This is a genomic window from Marinovum sp. 2_MG-2023, from assembly GCF_030548265.1.
Lineage (GTDB): Bacteria > Pseudomonadota > Alphaproteobacteria > Rhodobacterales > Rhodobacteraceae > Marinovum.
This window is the reverse complement of the sequence record NZ_JAUOSD010000030.1, coordinates 22,670-40,125: the sequence shown is the minus strand read 5'-3', so window position 1 is coordinate 40,125 and position 17,456 is coordinate 22,670. Positions and strand designations below refer to the sequence as shown.

Sequence of the window (17,456 nt, the reverse complement as noted above, 5' to 3'; positions counted from 1 at the left end):
GACATCTCATGCCCGAGAATGCGCTCAAAGCCGACACGGGCGTCCATATTGCCGTGATAGGCATGCAGATCGGTGCCACAGATGCCGCAATAGGCAACCCGCACCTGAACCTCGCCAGCCGCAGGGGGGCGGGCTTCGATCTCTTTTACTTCAAAGGTTTTGTTGCCGCGGTAATAGGCGGCGGTGATGGTGCTCATCCGTTCAAGTCCTCATGTGCTGCGTTCAGTTTATCCCAGTCGAATTCCACGCCCGTGCCCGGTGTGTCGGGGGCCACGGCCATGTGATCCTCGACCACCAGCGGGCGGTGGGTGTATTCGTCGATGGGGAAGGAATGGACCTCGATCCAGCCGGGGTTGGGCTGGGCCGAAACAAGGCTGACGTGCAGTTCCTGCATCCCGTGGCTACAGACCGGCATATTGTGCTTGCGGCTCAGCGCGGCGACCTGAAGCCAACCGGTGATGCCGCCGCAATTGCTGGCGTCGGGCTGGATGAAGGCCAGCCGCGCATCATCGAAGGCATATTCGAATTCGTGGATCGTATGCAGGTTTTCCCCCATCGCCAGCGGCATGCCTGTTTCCTCGGCAATGCGGCCAAAGCCCTTGTAATCATCGGGGATCGTCGGCTCTTCGAACCAAGTCAAGTCATAAGGCGCAAAGGCACGTGCGGCCGCGATCGCCTGGTCGACGCTCATCGCGTAATTGGCATCCACCATAAAGGCCACGTCGGGCCCGATCAATTCGCGCACTGCCTTGATCCGGGCGACATCATCGGCCAAATCGGGTTGGCCGATCTTGATCTTTACCCCGTTGAAGCCACGCGCAAGATAGCCGCGCACACTGTCCAGAAGTTTGGGCAGCGGAAAGTTCAGGTCGATCCCGCCGGCATAAGCGCGACAGCGATTGTCGGTGCCGCCGGCCATTTTCCACAGCGGTTGGCCCGTGCGCTTGCCGCGCAGATCCCACAGCCCGATATCCACCGCCGAAATCGCAAAAGACGCCACACCGCCGCGCGCAACATAATGCATATGCCATTGCATCGCTTCATAAAGCGCCTCGACATCCTCGGCATCGCGCCCCACCAGGAACGGCGCGAGATCATGGGTGATCATGGCCACAATCGCATGGCCGCCGCGCCCGCCGGTATAGCTGTAGCCGGTGCCGTGACTGCCGTCCTCCAGCGTGACGGTGGCGGTGATCAGTTCGAAATGCGTGTGATCCCCGTGTTTGGCATCGCTCAGAACTTCGGCAAGTGGCACGTTGAACAGGCGTGCTTCGACGGATGTGATCTTGGTCATTGGGTGGCTCCCTTGGAACGTCTGGCCAGGTGGCTTTGTAGCAGGATCACGACAAAGAGGAATCCACCTCTGATCACCATCTGCCAATAGGCGCTGAGGCTGATGACGCCCCGGCCATTTTCGAAATTGAGGATGTTGAACACCAGTCCCAGAAGCAGCGCCCCGGCAACCGTTGCCCCGACGGACCCCATGCCGCCGGTCAAAAGCGTGCCGCCCACCACAACCGAGGCAATGGCCGAAAGTTCCCATCCCACGCCCTCAAGCGGTTGGCCCGCACCAAATCCAGAGGCCAGAAACACCCCGGCCATCCCGCCGCAGCCGCCGCTGAGGACATAGACAAAGATCTTGGCGCGATTGACGTTCAATCCCATCATGGTCGACGCATCTTCGCCGCCGCCAATGGCCAGCACGGTGCGGCCAAGCGATGTCCGCTCCAGCACGATCCAGAGGCCGACAACCACCACAGCGGTGATGACAATGGTCCAGGGCAAGAGATTGAATGCCTTTTCCATGCCCAGCTTGGTAAAGTTAGACTCCCAGTCGATGGAAATGGTCTGGGCCCCGGAAATAACCAGCGCCCCGCCCTTGGCCCCCAACATGGTGGCAAGTGTCGCGATAAACGGCGGTATGCGCATCAGGACAACAAAGACCGCGTTCAGCCCGCCAATGGCCAGCCCCGCCATGACCGCCCCCGGCAGCGCGACCTGAATGCCATAGGGCGACAGATAGGCCGCCACCACAGAGGTAAAGGCCGCAACCGAGCCAACCGAAAGGTCAATGCCCCCGGTCAGGATGACAAAGCACATGCCAACGGAAATGACGATGAACATCGCGTTATAGTTGAGGAAAGAAGAGATATTATAGGCCCCGCCGAAGTTTTCGTAGCGCAGCAATCCAAACAGGATCATTGCAACCAGAACCACCCAGACCCCGAAGGAATGCCCGCCGGCCTGAAGAAACCGGCGCAGGTCAAATGCGTTTGTGTCCAGCATGGTCTACTCCTTGCGCGCTTGCTGTAGGTATACAGCGGCGATGATGATACCGGCCTTGGCGATCAGCGCGACTTCGTCGGCGATGCCATTGGCCAGCAATGTGTATTTCACCAGCTGAATGATCACCGCGCCCAGCACGGCGCCAAAGATCGGCGCCCGCCCGCCCTGCAACAGCGTACCGCCCACCACGGCGGCGGCGATGGCGTCAAGCTCCATCAGGTTGCCGATGCGCGCAGCATCAGAAGCCGAGTTGATCGCCACGACAATCAATCCCGCAAGACCCGAAAGCCCGGCACAGATGACATAGGCCCCGATCTTGACCCGGTGGACCGGAATACCCGACAGCCGCGCGGCGCGTTCATTGCCGCCCACGGCCAGCAATTGCCGCCCGAACACCGACCGTGTCACCATCCAATAGAGGATCACCGCGATCAAAAGCACCAGCCAGCCCTGAAACGGCAGGCCCAGAACCTTGCCCGTGCCCAGATAGCTGAAGGAAGGATTGGTAAAGGTTTGCAGATTGCCATTGGTCATCACCTGCGCCAAACCGCGCCCGGAGATGAAGAAAATCAGCGTCGCAACAATGGGTTGCACGTTCAGATAGCTGACCAGCACACCGTTGAACACCCCACAGCACAGCGCCACAAGGATCGGCACGATGATCGAAGCCACCAGCCCCAATGTCGGATTTGCGGCTGCGAATTCTGACAGGAAAATCAGCGGTGCCAGCGCACCGGACAGGGCCATGATCGCGCCAACGCTCAGGTCGATGCCCCCGGTCGAGATCACCAGCGTCATGCCCATCGCCACAATGGCGATTGTCGCAACCTGGCTGATGTTGACGAACAATGTCTGCGCATGCAGGAAATTCGGGGTCACCAACAGGTTAAACAGCAAGATGACCCCCAGCGCACAGAGGGCGCCGTGGCGAGTCGGGTCAAACCCCGCCCGCATCAAGGTAAGCGTTCGTGTCACGCGGCGCTCCTTTCATGGTGGTGCGCGATAGCGCCGATCAAGGCACCTTCGGTAATGCCGGGGTTTTGCAATTCACTGACCGAGCGGCCATCTTGCAGCACAACAATGCGATCAGCGCCTTCGACAAGCTCTTCGAATTCGGAACTGATCAGAAGCACCGCCAAACCGTCGGCGACCTGTTTGCGAATGATGGATTGGATCTCGAATTTCGCGCCGACATCGACGCCACGGGTGGGTTCGTCCAGGATCAGGATCTCGGGCTCCAGCGCCAACCACCGGGCCAGAAGCACCTTTTGCTGATTGCCACCTGACAATTCGCGGATCGGCTGTTCCATCCCCGACGTCTTGATCTGCAAGGCCTCAATATAATGTGCGACCAGTTTGCGCTCGCGCTCGCGGTCGACCGCGCCCATTCGGGTGAGTTTCGGCAGCAGCGCAAGGGTGATGTTTTCGCGCACTGACATATGCGGGATGATGCCGTCGGCCTTGCGGTCCTCGGTCAGGAACCCCATGCCAAGCGCAATCGCCTGTGCCGGCGTGTCCAGCGCCGCGCCGGAATGATGGCGCACCTGGCCGTCGCTCAGCGCATCAAGACCAAACACCGCCCGCGCCGCTTCTGTCCGGCCCGATCCCAGCAACCCGCCAAGACCGACGATTTCGCGTTTGCGGATGGTAAAGGACGCATCGCGCAGACCGGATTTGCTGCGCAGGCCCTTGGCCTCCAGCAAAACTTCGCCCGGTTCACCATGTCCACCCGACAGCGCCGTCAGGCCAGCGGCCTGAATTTCGCTGGCATCGCGGCCCAGCATTTCCGAGACCAGCCCCAGCTTTGTGGTTTCGGCCACGTCATGGGTGGCCACGGTCTGGCCATCCCGCATGATGGTGACCCGGTCGCAGATCTGGTACAATTCGTTCAGGAAGTGCGAGATATAAAGCACCGCCACGCCCGAGGCCTTCAGCCCCTTGACCACGGAAAACAGCGTTTCGATTTCCTGATCATCCAGCGATGATGTGGCTTCGTCCATGATCACCAGCTTGGCATCCAGCGACACCGCCCGTGCAATGGCGACAAGCTGCTGGATCGCGGTGGAATAGCTGCCCAATTGGCGCGTCACATCCACGTCGACGCCAAACCGCGCAAGGATTTCACGGGTGCGCGCATGGGCGGCCTTCCAGTCGATCAGACCCAGCCGCGTGCGCGGCTCGTATCCCATGACGACGTTTTCGGTCACACTGCGCAGCGGAACAAGGCTAAGTTCCTGATAGATCGTGGCAATCCCGGCATCCTGAGCTTCGCGCGGGGTGGTGATCGCCAGCGGCGTGCCGTTCATCTGCACATCACCCGCGTCGCGGCGATAAACGCCGGTCAGGATCTTGATCAAGGTCGATTTGCCAGCGCCATTCTGGCCGATGATTGCATGGACCTCGCCTGGGCGGATCGCAAGGCTGGCATCCTGCAAGGCAACAATCCCGGCAAAGGATTTCCCGATGCCCGTCATTTTGATGAGGTCAGTCATGTGGTATCCGATCAATGAAGTGGCCGGAGGACGCGCAGGGGTCTGCGCCCTCCGGCCTGATGCCTTAGTAGGCTTCGTCGATGTGGTCGGCGGCGTTGTCCTGTGTGAACACGCGGTCCTTGACCTGAACCCAGCCGGGGATCTCTTCGCCAGCTGCGTATTTGTTCATCACTTCACAGGCGAGCGGCCCGAAGAAAGGCGAGCTTTCCACTGTAACGCCCATCTTGCCATCAATGATCGCCTGAAGCGCATCACGTGTGCCGTCGATCGACACGATGGTCACGTCTACGCCCGGCTTGCGCCCGGCCAGTTCCAGCGCCTGAATGGCCCCGATCGCCATTTCGTCGTTGTGGGCATAAACCACATTCACGTCCGGGTGCGCCTGAAGCAGGGTTTCCATCACCTGCCGACCCAGATCGCGGGCGAAATCGCCGGTCTGGCTGGCCACGATTTCGAACCGGTCATCTTCGGCGATACGGTCATCAAACCCTTTTTTGCGATCATTCGCAGGCGAGGACCCGGTGGTGCCTTCCAGCTCGACGATCACACCTGCATCGCCGTCGAAATTCTCGATCAGCCATTCTGCGGCGCGCTTGCCCTGGTCGATGAAGTCAGAGCCAAGGAAGGCCACGAAATGCTCGCCCGGCTTGGCAACATTCGGATCAACCGAACGGTCAACAAGGAATGTCGGGATGCCCGCGGCCTTGGCTTTCATCACAGCAGGGATCAGCGGCTTTTCTTCGCGCGGCGGCAGGAACAGCACGTCGATGCCCTGGGCAATCATCGAATCCACGTCAGCAACCTGTTTCGCGGCAGAACCGGCCGCATCGGTGGCGATCAGATCCCAGTTACAGGCCTCTGCCGTGTCGTGAAAGGATTTGGTTTCCGCAATGCGCCATGGGTTGTTGGATTCCATCTGCGCAAAGCCGACTTTGTAGCGCTCTTTCTGCGCCAGTGGCGGTGTGTCCGCCGTGGCGATCCCGGCACTGAATGCCACCAGCGCCGACAGCGCAGTGCCCAGAATAATACGTCGTTTCATGTCATTTCCTCCCAGAAATTGCGGCGTTTCTTGTTTGGCCGCGGCGAACCGGATCAACCCCAGTTCATGTAAAGGGTCTGCTTGCGCAGATACCCGTCGAAACCATATTTGCCGTCTTCTCCGCCCAGACCCGAATGGTTCCAGCCATTGTGAAAGGCCTGAAACTGTTCGCCATTTGCGCGGTTTACATAAATCTCGCCAAAATTGAGCCGATACGGCGTCTGCATCAGGCGGCGGTGATTTTGGGTGAAGATATAGGCCGAAAGCCCATATTCGGTGTCATTGGCCAGCCGCAGCGCCGTGTCGAAATCCGGCACGCGCACCGCTGGAACCACGGGGCCAAAAACCTCTTGTTCGATAACGGGCGAGCTATTGTCCTTCAGCTCCAGCACGGTGGGCGCATACCAATGGCCTTTGGCATATTTGCCTTCGGTCAGTGGCCCACCCTCAAGCAGAACTTCGGCGCCCTGCGCGACCGAGGCGTCGACAATCGACTTGATCTTGTCGATCTCCGGTCCGCTGACCTTGGGGCCCATGTCCGGGTCTGTCATCGGATCCCCGATGCTCAGCGCGCGCGAGGCCGCAACGAATTTCTCAAGGAATTCGTCGGCGATGTCCTGATGCAGATACATCCGTTCGTTACAGGTGCAGATCTGGCCGCAATTGGTGTAACGCGCGGTCACCGCCGCCGCCACGGCCTTGTCGATTTCGGCGTCTTCCATCACGATAAAGGGGGCCTTGCCACCCAGTTCCAGTCGCAGAACCTTCATGCCGTCAGCTGCGGATCGGAAAATCTCGCGCCCGGCGCGATTGCTGCCGGTCATGGTGATCAGGCCGGTGCCCGGATGATCCACCAGCGCCTGTCCCACTACCGCCCCGCGCCCGGTCACCACATTCAGCACACCGGCGGGAATGCCCGCCTGTTCCGCCAAAGCGGCAATGAAAAGACCCGAAAACGGCGTGATCTCATGCGCCAGCAGGACAAAGGTGTTGCCCGCGACCAGCGCCGGACCAATTTTGCGCGCCGCCAGTGCGGCAGGATAGTTCCAGGCCGTCAAACCGACCACCACGCCATAGGGATGGCGGCGGATATAGATTTCTTCGTTCGGGTTGTCAGAGGTGATGATGTCACCCTCGATCCGCCGCGCGCCTTCGGCGGCATGTTCAAGGAACCCGACGACGGCGCCAACCTCGCCCCGCGCCTGGCTGATCGGCTTGCCCTGTTCGCGGGTGATCAGCACCGCAAGATCCTCTGCCCGTTCCGACACCAGGCTGGCCAGCTTTCGCACCGCGCGACCGCGTTCAATCGCCGGGCGTGCGGCCCATGCGGGCTGGGCGGCCTGCGCCGCAGCAACGGCGCGCGCGGCATCATCCACCGTGCCATCGGGAATCGTGCCGATAAATGACTGGTCAGCGGGGTTCTCGACCTCGATCACGGCATCCGGACGGGGCGCAACCCACTGACCGCCAATGAGCATCTGGGCATCGAGGGTTGTGGCGGGTGCGAAATCCATTTGTCATCCTTTGGTACGACTAAAGTTATCGAAACATCCGCTCAAAAACCGCATCCGTCAACAGAATATTTCAGTTCTTGCAAATTTTTTGATATTCTGCCTTCATGACACAAGGTTTTGGTACGTCTAAATAAGGGAGGCCGTTATGCAGGAATTTGACCATATCGTCATCGGTGGCGGCGCTGCCGGATGTGTGGCCGCCGGGCGACTGGCCTCGGACGGGGGGGCAAAGGTGCTGTTGCTAGAGGCAGGGTATTCCAACCGTCATCCGCTGCTCGACATGCCGCCCGGCATCTTCAAGATGATCAATGGCACCCGCTTCATGCGGTATCACAAGACCGTGCCACAGGCGCATCTGGACGGGCGGGTGCATGACATCCCCCAGGGTCACGTGCTGGGCGGGGGGTCATCCGTGAATGCCCAGGTCTATATGCGCGGGCGGCCCTCGGATTACGACGAATGGCACCAGCTTCTGCACGGCTCCAACAATCCCGTCGACTGGAGCTGGGAGGCCGTTCTGCCGCATTTCCGGCGGATGGAGGGCAACAACCGGCTGATGAACGCGCATCACGGCGCGGATGGCCCCCTGCTGGTGTCGGACCCGGGGCATATCGACGGCATGTCACGCCGGTTTGTGCAGGCGGTTCAGGAGCTCGGCCTGCCCTTCAGCCATGATTTCAACGGCCAGCAGCAACGCGGCGTCGGATTTTATCAATTCATGAATCGCAATGGCCGCCGGTCCTCTGCCGCCTATGCCTTTGTCACACCACAAGAAAACAACCCGAATCTGACAGTCCGGCTTCAGGCCGAAGTGTCGCGGATTGATGTCGAAAACGGACGTGCGGTTGGGGTCACCTATCGCGACAAATCCGGCGAACATCGCGTCAGATGCTCCGGTGAGGTCGTGCTCTCTGCCGGGTCGCTGATCACGCCGAAATTGCTGATGCTGTCCGGGATTGGTCCGGCGGACCATCTTGCCGAACACGGCCTGCCCTGCATTGCCGACCTGCCCGGCGTGGGTCAGAACCTTGTTGATCATCCCGAAGTGCCGATCATTTCGCGCGCCAACGGACCTTACGGCTATTACAAACAGGGCGACGGCTGGCGCATGTTGCGCAACGGGTTGCAGTTCAAACTGTTTGGCACCGGGCCTGTCACCTCGGCTGGCGTCGAAGCAGGTGCCTTTGTCAATCCGGCGGACCCTGATGGCGAACCGACAATTCAGGCCTTTTGTGTGCCCATTGTCTATGTGGATCGTGACACCCGCGATCTGGTCGAAGACGGGCACGGGCTGACCATCACCACCGTTGTGGTCAAACCCCGGTCGCGCGGCGAAGTGCGGCTGGCCTCTGCCGATCCTGCCGCGATGCCGCTTGTGTCGCCCAACCTGTTGCAAGACCCCGCCGATATGGCGGATATGATCGCCGGTCAGCGGTATTTCCTGCGCGCATTTGAACAAAGCCCGCTGGCCTCGCATATCGACCGGGTGATGCTGCCCGCGCCCGAGGACCGCGACGATGCCGGCCTGCGCGCCCATTGCAAACGCTTTGTGAAAACCAACTATCACCCTGCCGGAACCGCCCGCATGGGGCGCGACAATGATCCCATGGCGGTTCTTGATCCGCGGATGCGGGTGCGGGGGATCGACGGATTGCGCGTTTGCGACCTCTCGGCTATGCCGAACATCAACGCCGGAAACACCCAAGCCCCGGCAATGATGCTCGGGGACAGGTGCGCCGATCTGATAATGGATGTAATCTAGGCACAGCCGAGGACGGAGACCTTCATGCCAGAGATCAGCGTTAACAAATCGGGCCGCGCCGCAGATACGGTGGTGCGCCGGCTGTCAGAGAAAATTCAATCTGGCGAATACACCGATGGCACCCCCCTGCCGCCAGAGCGGCTTTTGATGGAAGAATTCGGCATCAGCCGGACCGTGGTGCGCGAAGCGGTTCAGGCGCTGTCCAAACAAGGCATGCTTGAGGCCCGCCCCCGCCACCGCCCGATTGTGCGCAAGCCCGGCTATGACGCCGCGATTTCGGCGATGGAATCCGTGGTCAGTCATCTTTTGAACAATTCCGGCGGTGTGAAAAACCTGTTCGACACCCGCATCCTTGTCGAAGGCGCCCTGGTCAGGCAGGCAGCGCAACAGGCACAGCGCGACGACATCGCCGCGTTGAAATCCGCGCTTGAGGCCAACGGCGCCGCCATCGACGACAGCGAGGAATTCTATCGCACCGACCGCGCCTTTCATGCCCTGCTTTATGAAATCTCGCACAATCCGGTGCTGCCATCGCTGCACAAGGCCTATGTCACCTGGCTTGCGCCGCAATGGTCGCGAATGCCGCGCCTGCCCGAACGCAACCGGATAAACTATGAGGCGCATGTGCGGATCTTTGACGGTATCCTGATGCGCGACCCCGACGCCGCCGAGGCCGCACTACGGACGCATCTGGAACAAGCCTGGAGCCAGGTTTGCGAAACCTTTGGCGAAGATCTCTGATCTGAACATCCTATCGGGCAACACCGGACTGAGCTGAACTGGACTGCGCTGGGCTGGACTGAGTTGAGCTGGGCCGCAAAACGCACCGGCATTGCGCCCGGCCGACGGCATTCAAAAATGCGGAATTGCATTTATTGCAATAAAATCTAAATTCCCCGCACCGGCCATGGCCCCGAACCGCCATACCGGCCCTTTTTCAGACAAATGGATGTGAATTGATGACCGACAGCCAAAAACGTGCCCCCAATATCCTCTTCATCATGTGCGATGACCATGCCGCACAGGCCATTGGGGCCTATGGCTCGCGTTTAAACGAGACACCGAACATTGATCGGATCGCGAAGGACGGTGTCCGGCTGAACAATTGTTTTGTCACCAATTCGATCTGTACGCCCAGCCGGGCCGCGATTTTGACCGGTCAGCACAATCACATCAACGGTGTGACGACGCTGGACACGCCATTTGACACGCGCCGCCCCCATCTGGGCAAACATCTGCAACAGGCGGGCTACCGCACGGCGATGATCGGCAAATGGCATCTTGGCGAAGGGCCGGACCATGAACCGACAGGCTTTGATCATTGGTCTGTTCTGCCGGGCCAGGGCGATTATTTCGACCCCGAATTCATCGGCCCCAAGGGCCGCGCGCGCGAGCCCGGGTATGTGACCGATCTGATCACCGACAAATGTCTGGATTGGATGAAACAGGACGATGACCGGCCTTTTTTCTTGATGTGCCATCACAAGGCCCCGCATCGGAATTTCGCGCCACATCCGAAAAATCGCGAGCTGTACACCGACATTGATATTCCGGTGCCCGACAGCTTTGACGACGATTATGCCACCCGGTCGCAAGCAGCAAAGGAAGCGCGCATGCGGGTGCGCAATGATTTTGAATATGAAGATCTGGGTCTGGCGCAACCCGAAGGCGGGGCCGAGGTCGGCGAAATCCATTTCGAGGGCAAACCGGGGCGCAAGGTGCCGCATCCCGACGACCCGACCGGGCTGCGCCTGATCGACACCAACACCGGCGAGGTGTTCACCTTTGACAGCGAACGGGAATTGGCGCTGTTCAAATATCGCCGTTACATCCAACGCTATCTGCAATGTGTGGCTTCGGTGGACGAAAGCGTCGGTCGGCTGCTCGACCATCTGGAGGCAACCGGACAGGCCGAAAATACCATTGTGATCTATACCTCGGATCAGGGGTTTTTCCTGGGCGAACATGGCTGGTTCGACAAACGGTTCATGTACGAAGAATCGCTGCGGATGCCGTTTTTGATTCGCTACCCCAACGGGTTGGCGGCCGCCGAACGCGACGAGATGATCTGCAATGTCGATTTTGCGCCGACGCTGCTCGATTTTGCCGGGGCAAAAGTGCCGAGCTATATGCAGGGGCGCAGCTTTCGACCCTGTCTTGAGGGCACCACGCCCGAGGATTGGCCAGATGCGGTCTACCACCGGTATTGGATGCACCGCGACAACAGCCATCAGGCCTTTGCCCACTATGGTCTGCGCAACCAACGCTACAAGATCATCCATTGGTACAATGACGGTCTGGGCCATCTGGGAACGGGCGAAAAGACCGATCCGCCGGAATGGGAATTGTTCGATCTCGAATCAGATCCAAGCGAATTGGTGAACCTGTGGGATGCGCCCGAACATGGCGAAGTCCGGGACCGGATGCTGGCGGCGCTGGAAAACCGAATGCAGGAAATCGGCGACATCCCAGAGCACCGCTAGGTGCTCTTAACGGATTGGAAGTAAAGTCAAAAAACCTCCTCCATCCAGATAATGTACAAAAAACCTTTTACGCGGTTTGGGTTCAACCCTAACGATATGGCGACAACAGGGGGACCAGCGTGCCGCTCTCGGCCGAAAGCTCTGGCTGGTCAGAGGGCGCGATGGCCGAGGTGGGCCGCCCGCGTCTGCGGCGGCCCGACGGCGCGGTGGCCAACTGGTAAGCGCCTGCTCCGGTAACCGCCTATTCCAGATAGAAAACATGCTCCATCCCGGCCCACCACTCGTCATCCTTGCGGCTGTCGAGTGGTGATTGCATCGGCCCGCACACCGCCCACCATTCGCGGGTCACCGGGTCTTCGCCGATGGCCGCCATGTCAGCGGCGAAATCGCTGCCGGTGTATTCCCAATAACCAAACATAAGATTTTCCGGTTCGCGCAGGAAAATCGAATAATTCGTGATGTTAGAGGCTTTCAACCGCGTCAGGACATCCGGCCAGACATCGGCATGCAATTCCTTGTAACGCGGAATGTCGGCCGCCTTGATGCCAATCACAAAACCCATGCGTTGTGTCATTTCGTCCTCCCCGGACTGTGTTAAGAATTTGGACTGTGTCAAAGTCTGACCCATTTCAAAGTTTGAACTGGGTCAGAGCCTGAACTGTGTCAAAGACCGTAGAACCGCGCGGCGGTGCCGCCCCAGATCGCGTCTTTTTCAGATGGCGAAAGCGGCTCTGTCAATGTGGCGGCGGTGTCCGCCCACACCTGATAATCGCTGGCAAGGTTGACCACCGGCCAGTCGCTGCCAAACATCACCCGCTCAGCGCCAAAAACCGCCAGAACATGCGACGCAAACAGCCGCAGATCGTCGATGTTCCATGCGGGTCCGATTTCGGTCACCATACCCGACAATTTGCACCAGACGTTGGGCCGCTCTGCCAGGCGGGCCATCCCTTCCAGCCATGCCGTATCCGGCTGGGTGGCATTGCCCATCTTGGGCTTGGCAACATGGTCGATGACAATCGGCAGATCAGGATAGGTTTCGGCCAACTGGTGAATGGCTGGCAAATGCCGCGGCTGGATCAGCGCATCAAACCGCAGCCCACAGGCCTGCATATGCGCAAGGGCGGGCTGAACCGCGCCCTGCAAAATCCAATCTGTGTGCTCAATGTTCTGCAGCATCGGCCGCAGACCTTTCAGATGATCATCGGCGCGCAGCCGATCAATCGTCGCAATCGCCTCGGGGTCGGCCAGATCGACCCACCCCACCACGCCGGCGATGAAATCAGTCTCGGCCGCCAGCTGCAAAAGAAACGCGGTCTCGGCCACGCTGTCGGTCGCCTGCACCAGGACGGTGCGATCAATCCCGGCACGCGCCAGCAGCGGCGCCAGATCCGCAGGCGCGAAATCGCGAAAGATCGGCGCGACACTGTCATTGGGCCAGTCATAATCGCCACGGGCCAGCGTCCAGAAATGTTGGTGTGAATCGATTTTCATGGCGCGATCTCCAGCTCTGACCATAGCGCATCTGGCAGGTCCGCCCCGAACTGCGCCACATTCCTGGCAAGCGAGCTGACCTTGCCGGTGCCGATCAATGTCGATGCCACCAAAGGATGGCGCGCCGGAAATTGCAAGGCGGCGGCGGCCAGTGGCGTGTCATGTTGTTGGCAGATCGCCTCAAGCCTTGCGGTGCGCTCGCGAATGTCCTGCGGGGCGGGCGCATAATTATAATGCGCGCCCTCGACCGGGCCGGTCGCCAGAATGCCAGAGTTGAACACGCCGCCCATGACAAAGCGAATGCCATGGAGTTCGGCCAGCGGAAACAGCCGCGCTTGCGCCGACCGGTCCAGCAATGTGTATCGCCCGGCCAGAAGGATCAGATCAATCGGCATCTTGCCGATCAGCTCTTCACAGATCTCCACCGTGTTGACGCCAAGCCCGACAGACGACACCACACCCGCGGCTTTCAACTCTTCCAGCGCGCGCACACCGCTGTCCAACAATTGCGCCCGATGTTCGGCTGTGTCGGTGCCTGCTCCGGGATCGCCGATGTCATGCACATACAGAATGTCGATGCGGTTCACCCCAAGCCGCTGATAGCTGTCTTCGACCGACCGCATGATGCCATCATAGCTGAAATCGAACCGCTGGCGGAACGGCAGCGCACTGTGAAACCCGTTCACCACCTCCGGCGGATTGCTGTCGGGGCTCAGGATTCGCCCCACCTTGGTCGAAATGACCCAGTCCTGCCGCTCTCGCAGGAACCGGCCCAATCGGTGCTCTGACGCGCCGTGGCCATAATGCGGTGCGGTGTCAAAATAGCGGATCCCGTGATCCCATGCGGCGGCCAGCACGTCCTGTGCTTCGCCATCGGACACCGGGCGATACAGCCCGCCAAGCCCGCCACAGCCAAAGGACAGGCGGTGATTCTCTGTCAACATATGTTGTTTCTCCTACACGTGGCAGCCCGGTTCGGGTCCTGCCGCAGTCTTGTATGTCAGAACAAATTCAACGTGCCCCAGGGCCTCGGATTTGCTCTGCACGCCCTGTCCCAGGGCAATGATCTGATCATGGATTTCATCGCCGACCTCATCCAATGTCGCCGCGCCGCGCAGGATACGCCCGGCATTCACATCCATATCGGCCGCCATCCGGTCATAGGTTTCCGGGTTGGCACAGACCTTGATCACCGGTGAAATCGCCGACCCCACGACCGAACCGCGCCCGGTCACAAAGATCACCGCATGCGCCCCGCAGGCGATCAATTCGATAATCTCGGCGGTGTCATTGATGTTGGGAAAACCGAATTTCGGCGCGCCATCCGGCACCACATCCAACAGATAGAGCCCCCCGCCCGGCGCCCGTTGCGCGGGCTTGATGATGCCGGAAATCGGGCTGGAGCCGGATTTGGCATAGGCGCCCAGCGACTTTTCCTCGATCGTCGACAAACCGCCAAGCGCATTGCCGTTGGAAAACGATCCATAACCCATCTGCGCATAATAGCGCGCGGCCTTTTCCACAGTTGCGATGATGTCGGGCCGCAACGCCGGGTCGCTGACCCGGTCCGCCATGATATGTTCACAGCCGATCAATTCGCCGGTTTCCTCAAAGATACAGGTCGCGCCCTCGGACACAAAACGGTCAAATGCCCGCCCCGCCGCCGGATTTCCCGTCAGCCCAGAGGTCGCATCCGAACCGCCACAGATCGTCCCGATGACAAGCTCCGACGCCTCCATCGCGACCTTTGGCGCATCCCGCAACGCGTCGACCTGCGCCGTGACCCATTCCCGGCCCTGCGCAACCGCAGCGGCGGTTCCGCCCGTCGATTGAATGGTGACAAGGTTCACCGGACGCCCCGACGCCCGCACCAGATCAGCCAGTTCCTGTTTGCGAAAATTCTCGCATCCCAGCGACACCAATTGCACCGCGCCCACGTTCGGATGGGTGCAAAGCGCCTCCATCATCTCTTGGCCGTAATCGGACGGAAAACAGCCGGAAAAGCCGATCACCTGTACATCGGTTTCATCAAAGGGCCGGGCGATCTTGGTACAAACGTGATGCGCGCATTCCACAAGATAGGCGACAAGAACGATGTTGCGGATGCCCTTGCGCCCGTCGGCACGCGGCCAGCCTGTCATTGCAGGAACGCTCATGCGTTGGTCCCTTCGATGTCTTGAATGACGGTATAGCGGCTTGCCAGATTGTGCAGATGCACGTGATCGCCAGCCCCGATATCACAGGACGCCCGGCCAATCGGCGCGCCGTATTTCAGCACGTCATCGCCTGCGGAAATGTCCCGCAACGCCAGTTTGTGACCCAGCGCCAAATTGCGCGGCACCCGAATCCGGGCGTCTGCGATCTCGATCATTTCACCTTTGGTCAATGGCCGAATGGCGACGACAATATTGTCGCGCGGATGCAAATGAAGCAGGCCAGATACTGGCCCGTCAGATTGGTCTGTCATGTAAGCCCCCCGATATCATGCACTAAATGAAAAAAATATTCCTTTGACAAGATGCGAATATGTTTATTATGCAATTTAGACACAAACGCCTGAAACAACGGGCGATCGACAGACGGAGGGGGGTCCGGGATGGCGACAAAACCGGTAATGGAGGCCCGCGGGATCTCCAAGCACTACGGGGGAATCGTGGCGCTTGACGCGGTCGACCTGACATTGGAAGAGGGGGAGGTCCTGGCCGTTGTCGGCGACAACGGGGCCGGGAAATCCACATTGATCAAGGCGCTGACCGGGGCCATTCCCCGCACCAGCGGCACAATCCAATTCGACGGCAAGGATGCCCAGATCGACAGCCCGACAGACGCCAAGGCGGCCGGGATCGAAACCGTGTATCAGGACCTCGCGCTGGTCAATGAAATCTCGATCACCCAGAACGTGTTTCTGGGCCGCGAGATCCTGCGTGATGATTGGTTGGGCCGCATCTTTGGCGTTCTCGACTTCAAGAAGATGGACCGCGAAATCCGCGATCTTTTCACCAAACTCGACATCCGCATCACGGATATCTATCGCGATGCTCAGGCCTTTTCCGGCGGTCAACGTCAGGCTGTGGCGCTGTCCAAAACGGTGATGTTCGGCAAGCGTATTGCCATTCTGGATGAACCCACCGCCGCGCTGGGGGTCCGCGAAAGCCAGATGGCGATGGATCTCGTGCGTTCGCTCAAGGATCACGGCCTGTCGGTCATCATGATCACCCACAACATGCAGCATGTGTTGAACTACTGTGACCGCGTCATGGTATTGCGGCTGGGCAAATTGACCGCCGTGCGCAAGGTCAGCGAGGTCGACGGCGACACGCTGGTCGGCCTGATCACCGGCACTTTGGAAGGAGACGCCAAAGATGGCTGATGCACAAAACAGTTCTACCGCCGTGTCCAACCCCGGTGCCACATCGCGCACCTTTGACCGGTTGATCCATGAATTCATGCAGATATGGCAGGTGGTTGCGGCGCTGGCGCTGATCTATCTGGTGTTCTTTGTCCTGTCGCCGCCCTTCCGCAGCTTCGACACTCTGCTGTCGATCTTTGGTCAGGCCTCGATCCTGGCCGTGCTGGCCTGTGGCACGACCGTGGTGTTGATTTCCGGCGGGCTGGACCTGTCGGTCGGGTCGATCTTTGCGGTTGTGGGCGTGTCGGTCGGCATCCTGCTGGCCGAGGTCAATCTGCCGGTCTGGCTGGCGGTCCTTGGGGGCTTGGGCATCGGTGCGGGGCTGGGCGCGCTTAATGGTATCGTGCAGGTGGCCACCGGGGTTCCGGCCTTTATCGTCACTCTCGGCGGGCTCACCGCCTATAAGGGCCTGGCCGAGATCCTGGCCAGCGGGCGGGATCTGTCGCGCTTTCCCGACGGGTTTCAAAGTCTCGGTTCGGGGTATCTGGTGCCGATGGCGATCATGTTCGCCGCCGCCATCCTGACCGGCCTGTTCCTGACCCGAACCCGGCTGGGCAGCCGCGCCTTTGCCATCGGCGGCAACGAAGAGGTCGCCCGCCTGGCCGGTGTTCCGGTCAAACGCAGCCGGATCTATTACTACATGCTGGGGGGCACCCTGGCCGCGCTGGCCGCGATCATGGAGGTTGCAAAGCTGAACTTTGCCATGCCCGCACGCGGTCAGAGTTACGAACTTTTTGCCATCGCGGCCGTGGTCATCGGCGGCACCAGCCTGTTTGGCGGTCGGGGTGGCGTCGGCAAGACCCTGATCGGCATGCTGATCATGCAGACCATCACCGTCGGCCTGTCCTACATGGGCGTCGGCACATCCTATCAACGCATTGCCATCGGCATCATCATCATCGCTGCCGTCTATTGGGACGTCTGGCGACGATCCGCGCGGTAGTTTCACCGCAAATCACAAGCCCCAAAAAGGGGCA

17 protein-coding genes are annotated in these 17,456 nt (G+C 60.0%); 5 read left to right on the top strand and 12 right to left on the bottom strand.

The window, feature by feature from the left end; genetic code table 11:
• The 7 genes from Q4577_RS21205 to Q4577_RS21175 all read right to left on the bottom strand — a co-directional run.
• On the bottom strand, positions 1-197 hold a 197-nt coding region (locus tag Q4577_RS21205; protein ID WP_303472503.1), incomplete at its 3' end, for an alcohol dehydrogenase catalytic domain-containing protein.
• Positions 194-1,294, bottom strand: a complete 1,101-nt coding sequence (locus Q4577_RS21200) for a mandelate racemase/muconate lactonizing enzyme family protein (protein ID WP_303472505.1) — start codon at positions 1,292-1,294, stop codon at positions 194-196. The genes Q4577_RS21205 and Q4577_RS21200, both read right to left, overlap by 4 nt.
• The gene (locus Q4577_RS21195; protein ID WP_303472507.1) at positions 1,291-2,286 is read right to left on the bottom strand and encodes an ABC transporter permease; all 996 of its coding nucleotides are present in this window, start codon (positions 2,284-2,286) and stop codon (positions 1,291-1,293) included. The genes Q4577_RS21200 and Q4577_RS21195 overlap by 4 nt, the downstream gene beginning before the upstream one ends.
• A 3-nt stretch (positions 2,287-2,289) precedes the next feature.
• On the bottom strand, positions 2,290-3,261 hold the full coding sequence (locus Q4577_RS21190) for an ABC transporter permease (protein WP_303472509.1): 972 nt from the start codon (positions 3,259-3,261) through the stop codon (positions 2,290-2,292).
• Positions 3,258-4,778, bottom strand: a complete 1,521-nt coding sequence (locus tag Q4577_RS21185) for a sugar ABC transporter ATP-binding protein (RefSeq protein WP_244690757.1) — start codon at positions 4,776-4,778, stop codon at positions 3,258-3,260. Before Q4577_RS21185 ends, Q4577_RS21190 begins: the two co-directional genes overlap by 4 nt.
• A 64-nt stretch (positions 4,779-4,842) precedes the next feature.
• Positions 4,843-5,817 (bottom strand): ABC transporter substrate-binding protein, encoded by a 975-nt coding sequence (locus Q4577_RS21180; RefSeq protein WP_244690759.1) that lies wholly within the window; start codon positions 5,815-5,817, stop codon positions 4,843-4,845.
• 53 nt (positions 5,818-5,870) lie between these two features.
• On the bottom strand, positions 5,871-7,331 hold the full coding sequence (locus Q4577_RS21175) for an aldehyde dehydrogenase family protein (RefSeq protein WP_303472513.1): 1,461 nt from the start codon (positions 7,329-7,331) through the stop codon (positions 5,871-5,873).
• Between the two features lie 145 nt (positions 7,332-7,476).
• Between Q4577_RS21175 and Q4577_RS21170 the strand changes: the two genes are divergently transcribed.
• The 3 genes from Q4577_RS21170 to Q4577_RS21160 all read left to right on the top strand — a co-directional run bounded on the left by Q4577_RS21170 (position 7,477) and on the right by Q4577_RS21160 (position 11,576).
• Positions 7,477-9,093: a GMC family oxidoreductase gene (locus tag Q4577_RS21170; protein ID WP_303472515.1), complete on the top strand. Its 1,617-nt coding sequence runs from the start codon at positions 7,477-7,479 to the stop codon at positions 9,091-9,093.
• A 24-nt stretch (positions 9,094-9,117) separates the two neighbouring features.
• Complete coding sequence (locus tag Q4577_RS21165; RefSeq protein ID WP_303472517.1) at positions 9,118-9,834, top strand: FCD domain-containing protein; 717 nt, start codon at positions 9,118-9,120, stop codon at positions 9,832-9,834.
• Between the two features lie 218 nt (positions 9,835-10,052).
• On the top strand, positions 10,053-11,576 hold the full coding sequence (locus tag Q4577_RS21160; RefSeq protein WP_303472518.1) for a sulfatase: 1,524 nt from the start codon (positions 10,053-10,055) through the stop codon (positions 11,574-11,576).
• Between the two features lie 241 nt (positions 11,577-11,817).
• Here the strand turns inward: Q4577_RS21160 and Q4577_RS21155 are convergent, their stop codons facing one another.
• The 5 genes from Q4577_RS21155 to Q4577_RS21135 form a co-directional block, all read right to left on the bottom strand.
• Positions 11,818-12,150 (bottom strand): L-rhamnose mutarotase, encoded by a 333-nt coding sequence (locus tag Q4577_RS21155; RefSeq protein ID WP_303472520.1) that lies wholly within the window; start codon positions 12,148-12,150, stop codon positions 11,818-11,820.
• Between the two features lie 89 nt (positions 12,151-12,239).
• Positions 12,240-13,070, bottom strand: coding sequence for an amidohydrolase (locus Q4577_RS21150; protein WP_303472522.1), 831 nt, complete (start codon positions 13,068-13,070; stop codon positions 12,240-12,242).
• Complete coding sequence (locus Q4577_RS21145) at positions 13,067-14,014, bottom strand: aldo/keto reductase (RefSeq protein WP_303472523.1); 948 nt, start codon at positions 14,012-14,014, stop codon at positions 13,067-13,069. The genes Q4577_RS21150 and Q4577_RS21145 overlap by 4 nt, the downstream gene beginning before the upstream one ends.
• A gap of 12 nt (positions 14,015-14,026) precedes the next feature.
• Positions 14,027-15,226 (bottom strand): UxaA family hydrolase, encoded by a 1,200-nt coding sequence (locus Q4577_RS21140; RefSeq protein ID WP_303472525.1) that lies wholly within the window; start codon positions 15,224-15,226, stop codon positions 14,027-14,029.
• Positions 15,223-15,537, bottom strand: a complete 315-nt coding sequence (locus Q4577_RS21135) for a UxaA family hydrolase (protein WP_244690792.1) — start codon at positions 15,535-15,537, stop codon at positions 15,223-15,225. The genes Q4577_RS21140 and Q4577_RS21135 overlap by 4 nt, the downstream gene beginning before the upstream one ends.
• Before the next feature lie 129 nt (positions 15,538-15,666).
• On the opposite strand from Q4577_RS21135, the gene Q4577_RS21130 reads away from it, so the two are divergent.
• Entirely contained in the window at positions 15,667-16,440 is a 774-nt protein-coding gene (locus Q4577_RS21130) for an ATP-binding cassette domain-containing protein (protein ID WP_303472527.1), read from the top strand.
• On the top strand, positions 16,433-17,422 hold the full coding sequence (locus tag Q4577_RS21125; RefSeq protein WP_303472529.1) for an ABC transporter permease: 990 nt from the start codon (positions 16,433-16,435) through the stop codon (positions 17,420-17,422). Before Q4577_RS21130 ends, Q4577_RS21125 begins: the two co-directional genes overlap by 8 nt.
• The last annotated feature ends 34 nt before the right edge of the window (positions 17,423-17,456 follow it).

Coding starts and splice junctions, on each gene's coding strand:
- Q4577_RS21155 (WP_303472520.1), bottom strand. CDS start 12,150: ATGACACAACGCATGGGTTTTGTGATTGGCATCAAGGCGGCCGACATT.
- Q4577_RS21165 (WP_303472517.1), top strand. CDS start 9,118: ATGCCAGAGATCAGCGTTAACAAATCGGGCCGCGCCGCAGATACGGTG.
- Q4577_RS21135 (WP_244690792.1), bottom strand. CDS start 15,537: ATGACAGACCAATCTGACGGGCCAGTATCTGGCCTGCTTCATTTGCAT.
- Q4577_RS21175 (WP_303472513.1), bottom strand. CDS start 7,331: ATGGATTTCGCACCCGCCACAACCCTCGATGCCCAGATGCTCATTGGC.
- Q4577_RS21160 (WP_303472518.1), top strand. CDS start 10,053: ATGACCGACAGCCAAAAACGTGCCCCCAATATCCTCTTCATCATGTGC.
- Q4577_RS21185 (WP_244690757.1), bottom strand. CDS start 4,778: ATGACTGACCTCATCAAAATGACGGGCATCGGGAAATCCTTTGCCGGG.
- Q4577_RS21200 (WP_303472505.1), bottom strand. CDS start 1,294: ATGACCAAGATCACATCCGTCGAAGCACGCCTGTTCAACGTGCCACTT.
- Q4577_RS21125 (WP_303472529.1), top strand. CDS start 16,433: ATGGCTGATGCACAAAACAGTTCTACCGCCGTGTCCAACCCCGGTGCC.
- Q4577_RS21180 (WP_244690759.1), bottom strand. CDS start 5,817: ATGAAACGACGTATTATTCTGGGCACTGCGCTGTCGGCGCTGGTGGCA.
- Q4577_RS21170 (WP_303472515.1), top strand. CDS start 7,477: ATGCAGGAATTTGACCATATCGTCATCGGTGGCGGCGCTGCCGGATGT.
- Q4577_RS21150 (WP_303472522.1), bottom strand. CDS start 13,070: ATGAAAATCGATTCACACCAACATTTCTGGACGCTGGCCCGTGGCGAT.
- Q4577_RS21130 (WP_303472527.1), top strand. CDS start 15,667: ATGGCGACAAAACCGGTAATGGAGGCCCGCGGGATCTCCAAGCACTAC.
- Q4577_RS21195 (WP_303472507.1), bottom strand. CDS start 2,286: ATGCTGGACACAAACGCATTTGACCTGCGCCGGTTTCTTCAGGCCGGC.
- Q4577_RS21145 (WP_303472523.1), bottom strand. CDS start 14,014: ATGTTGACAGAGAATCACCGCCTGTCCTTTGGCTGTGGCGGGCTTGGC.
- Q4577_RS21140 (WP_303472525.1), bottom strand. CDS start 15,226: ATGAGCGTTCCTGCAATGACAGGCTGGCCGCGTGCCGACGGGCGCAAG.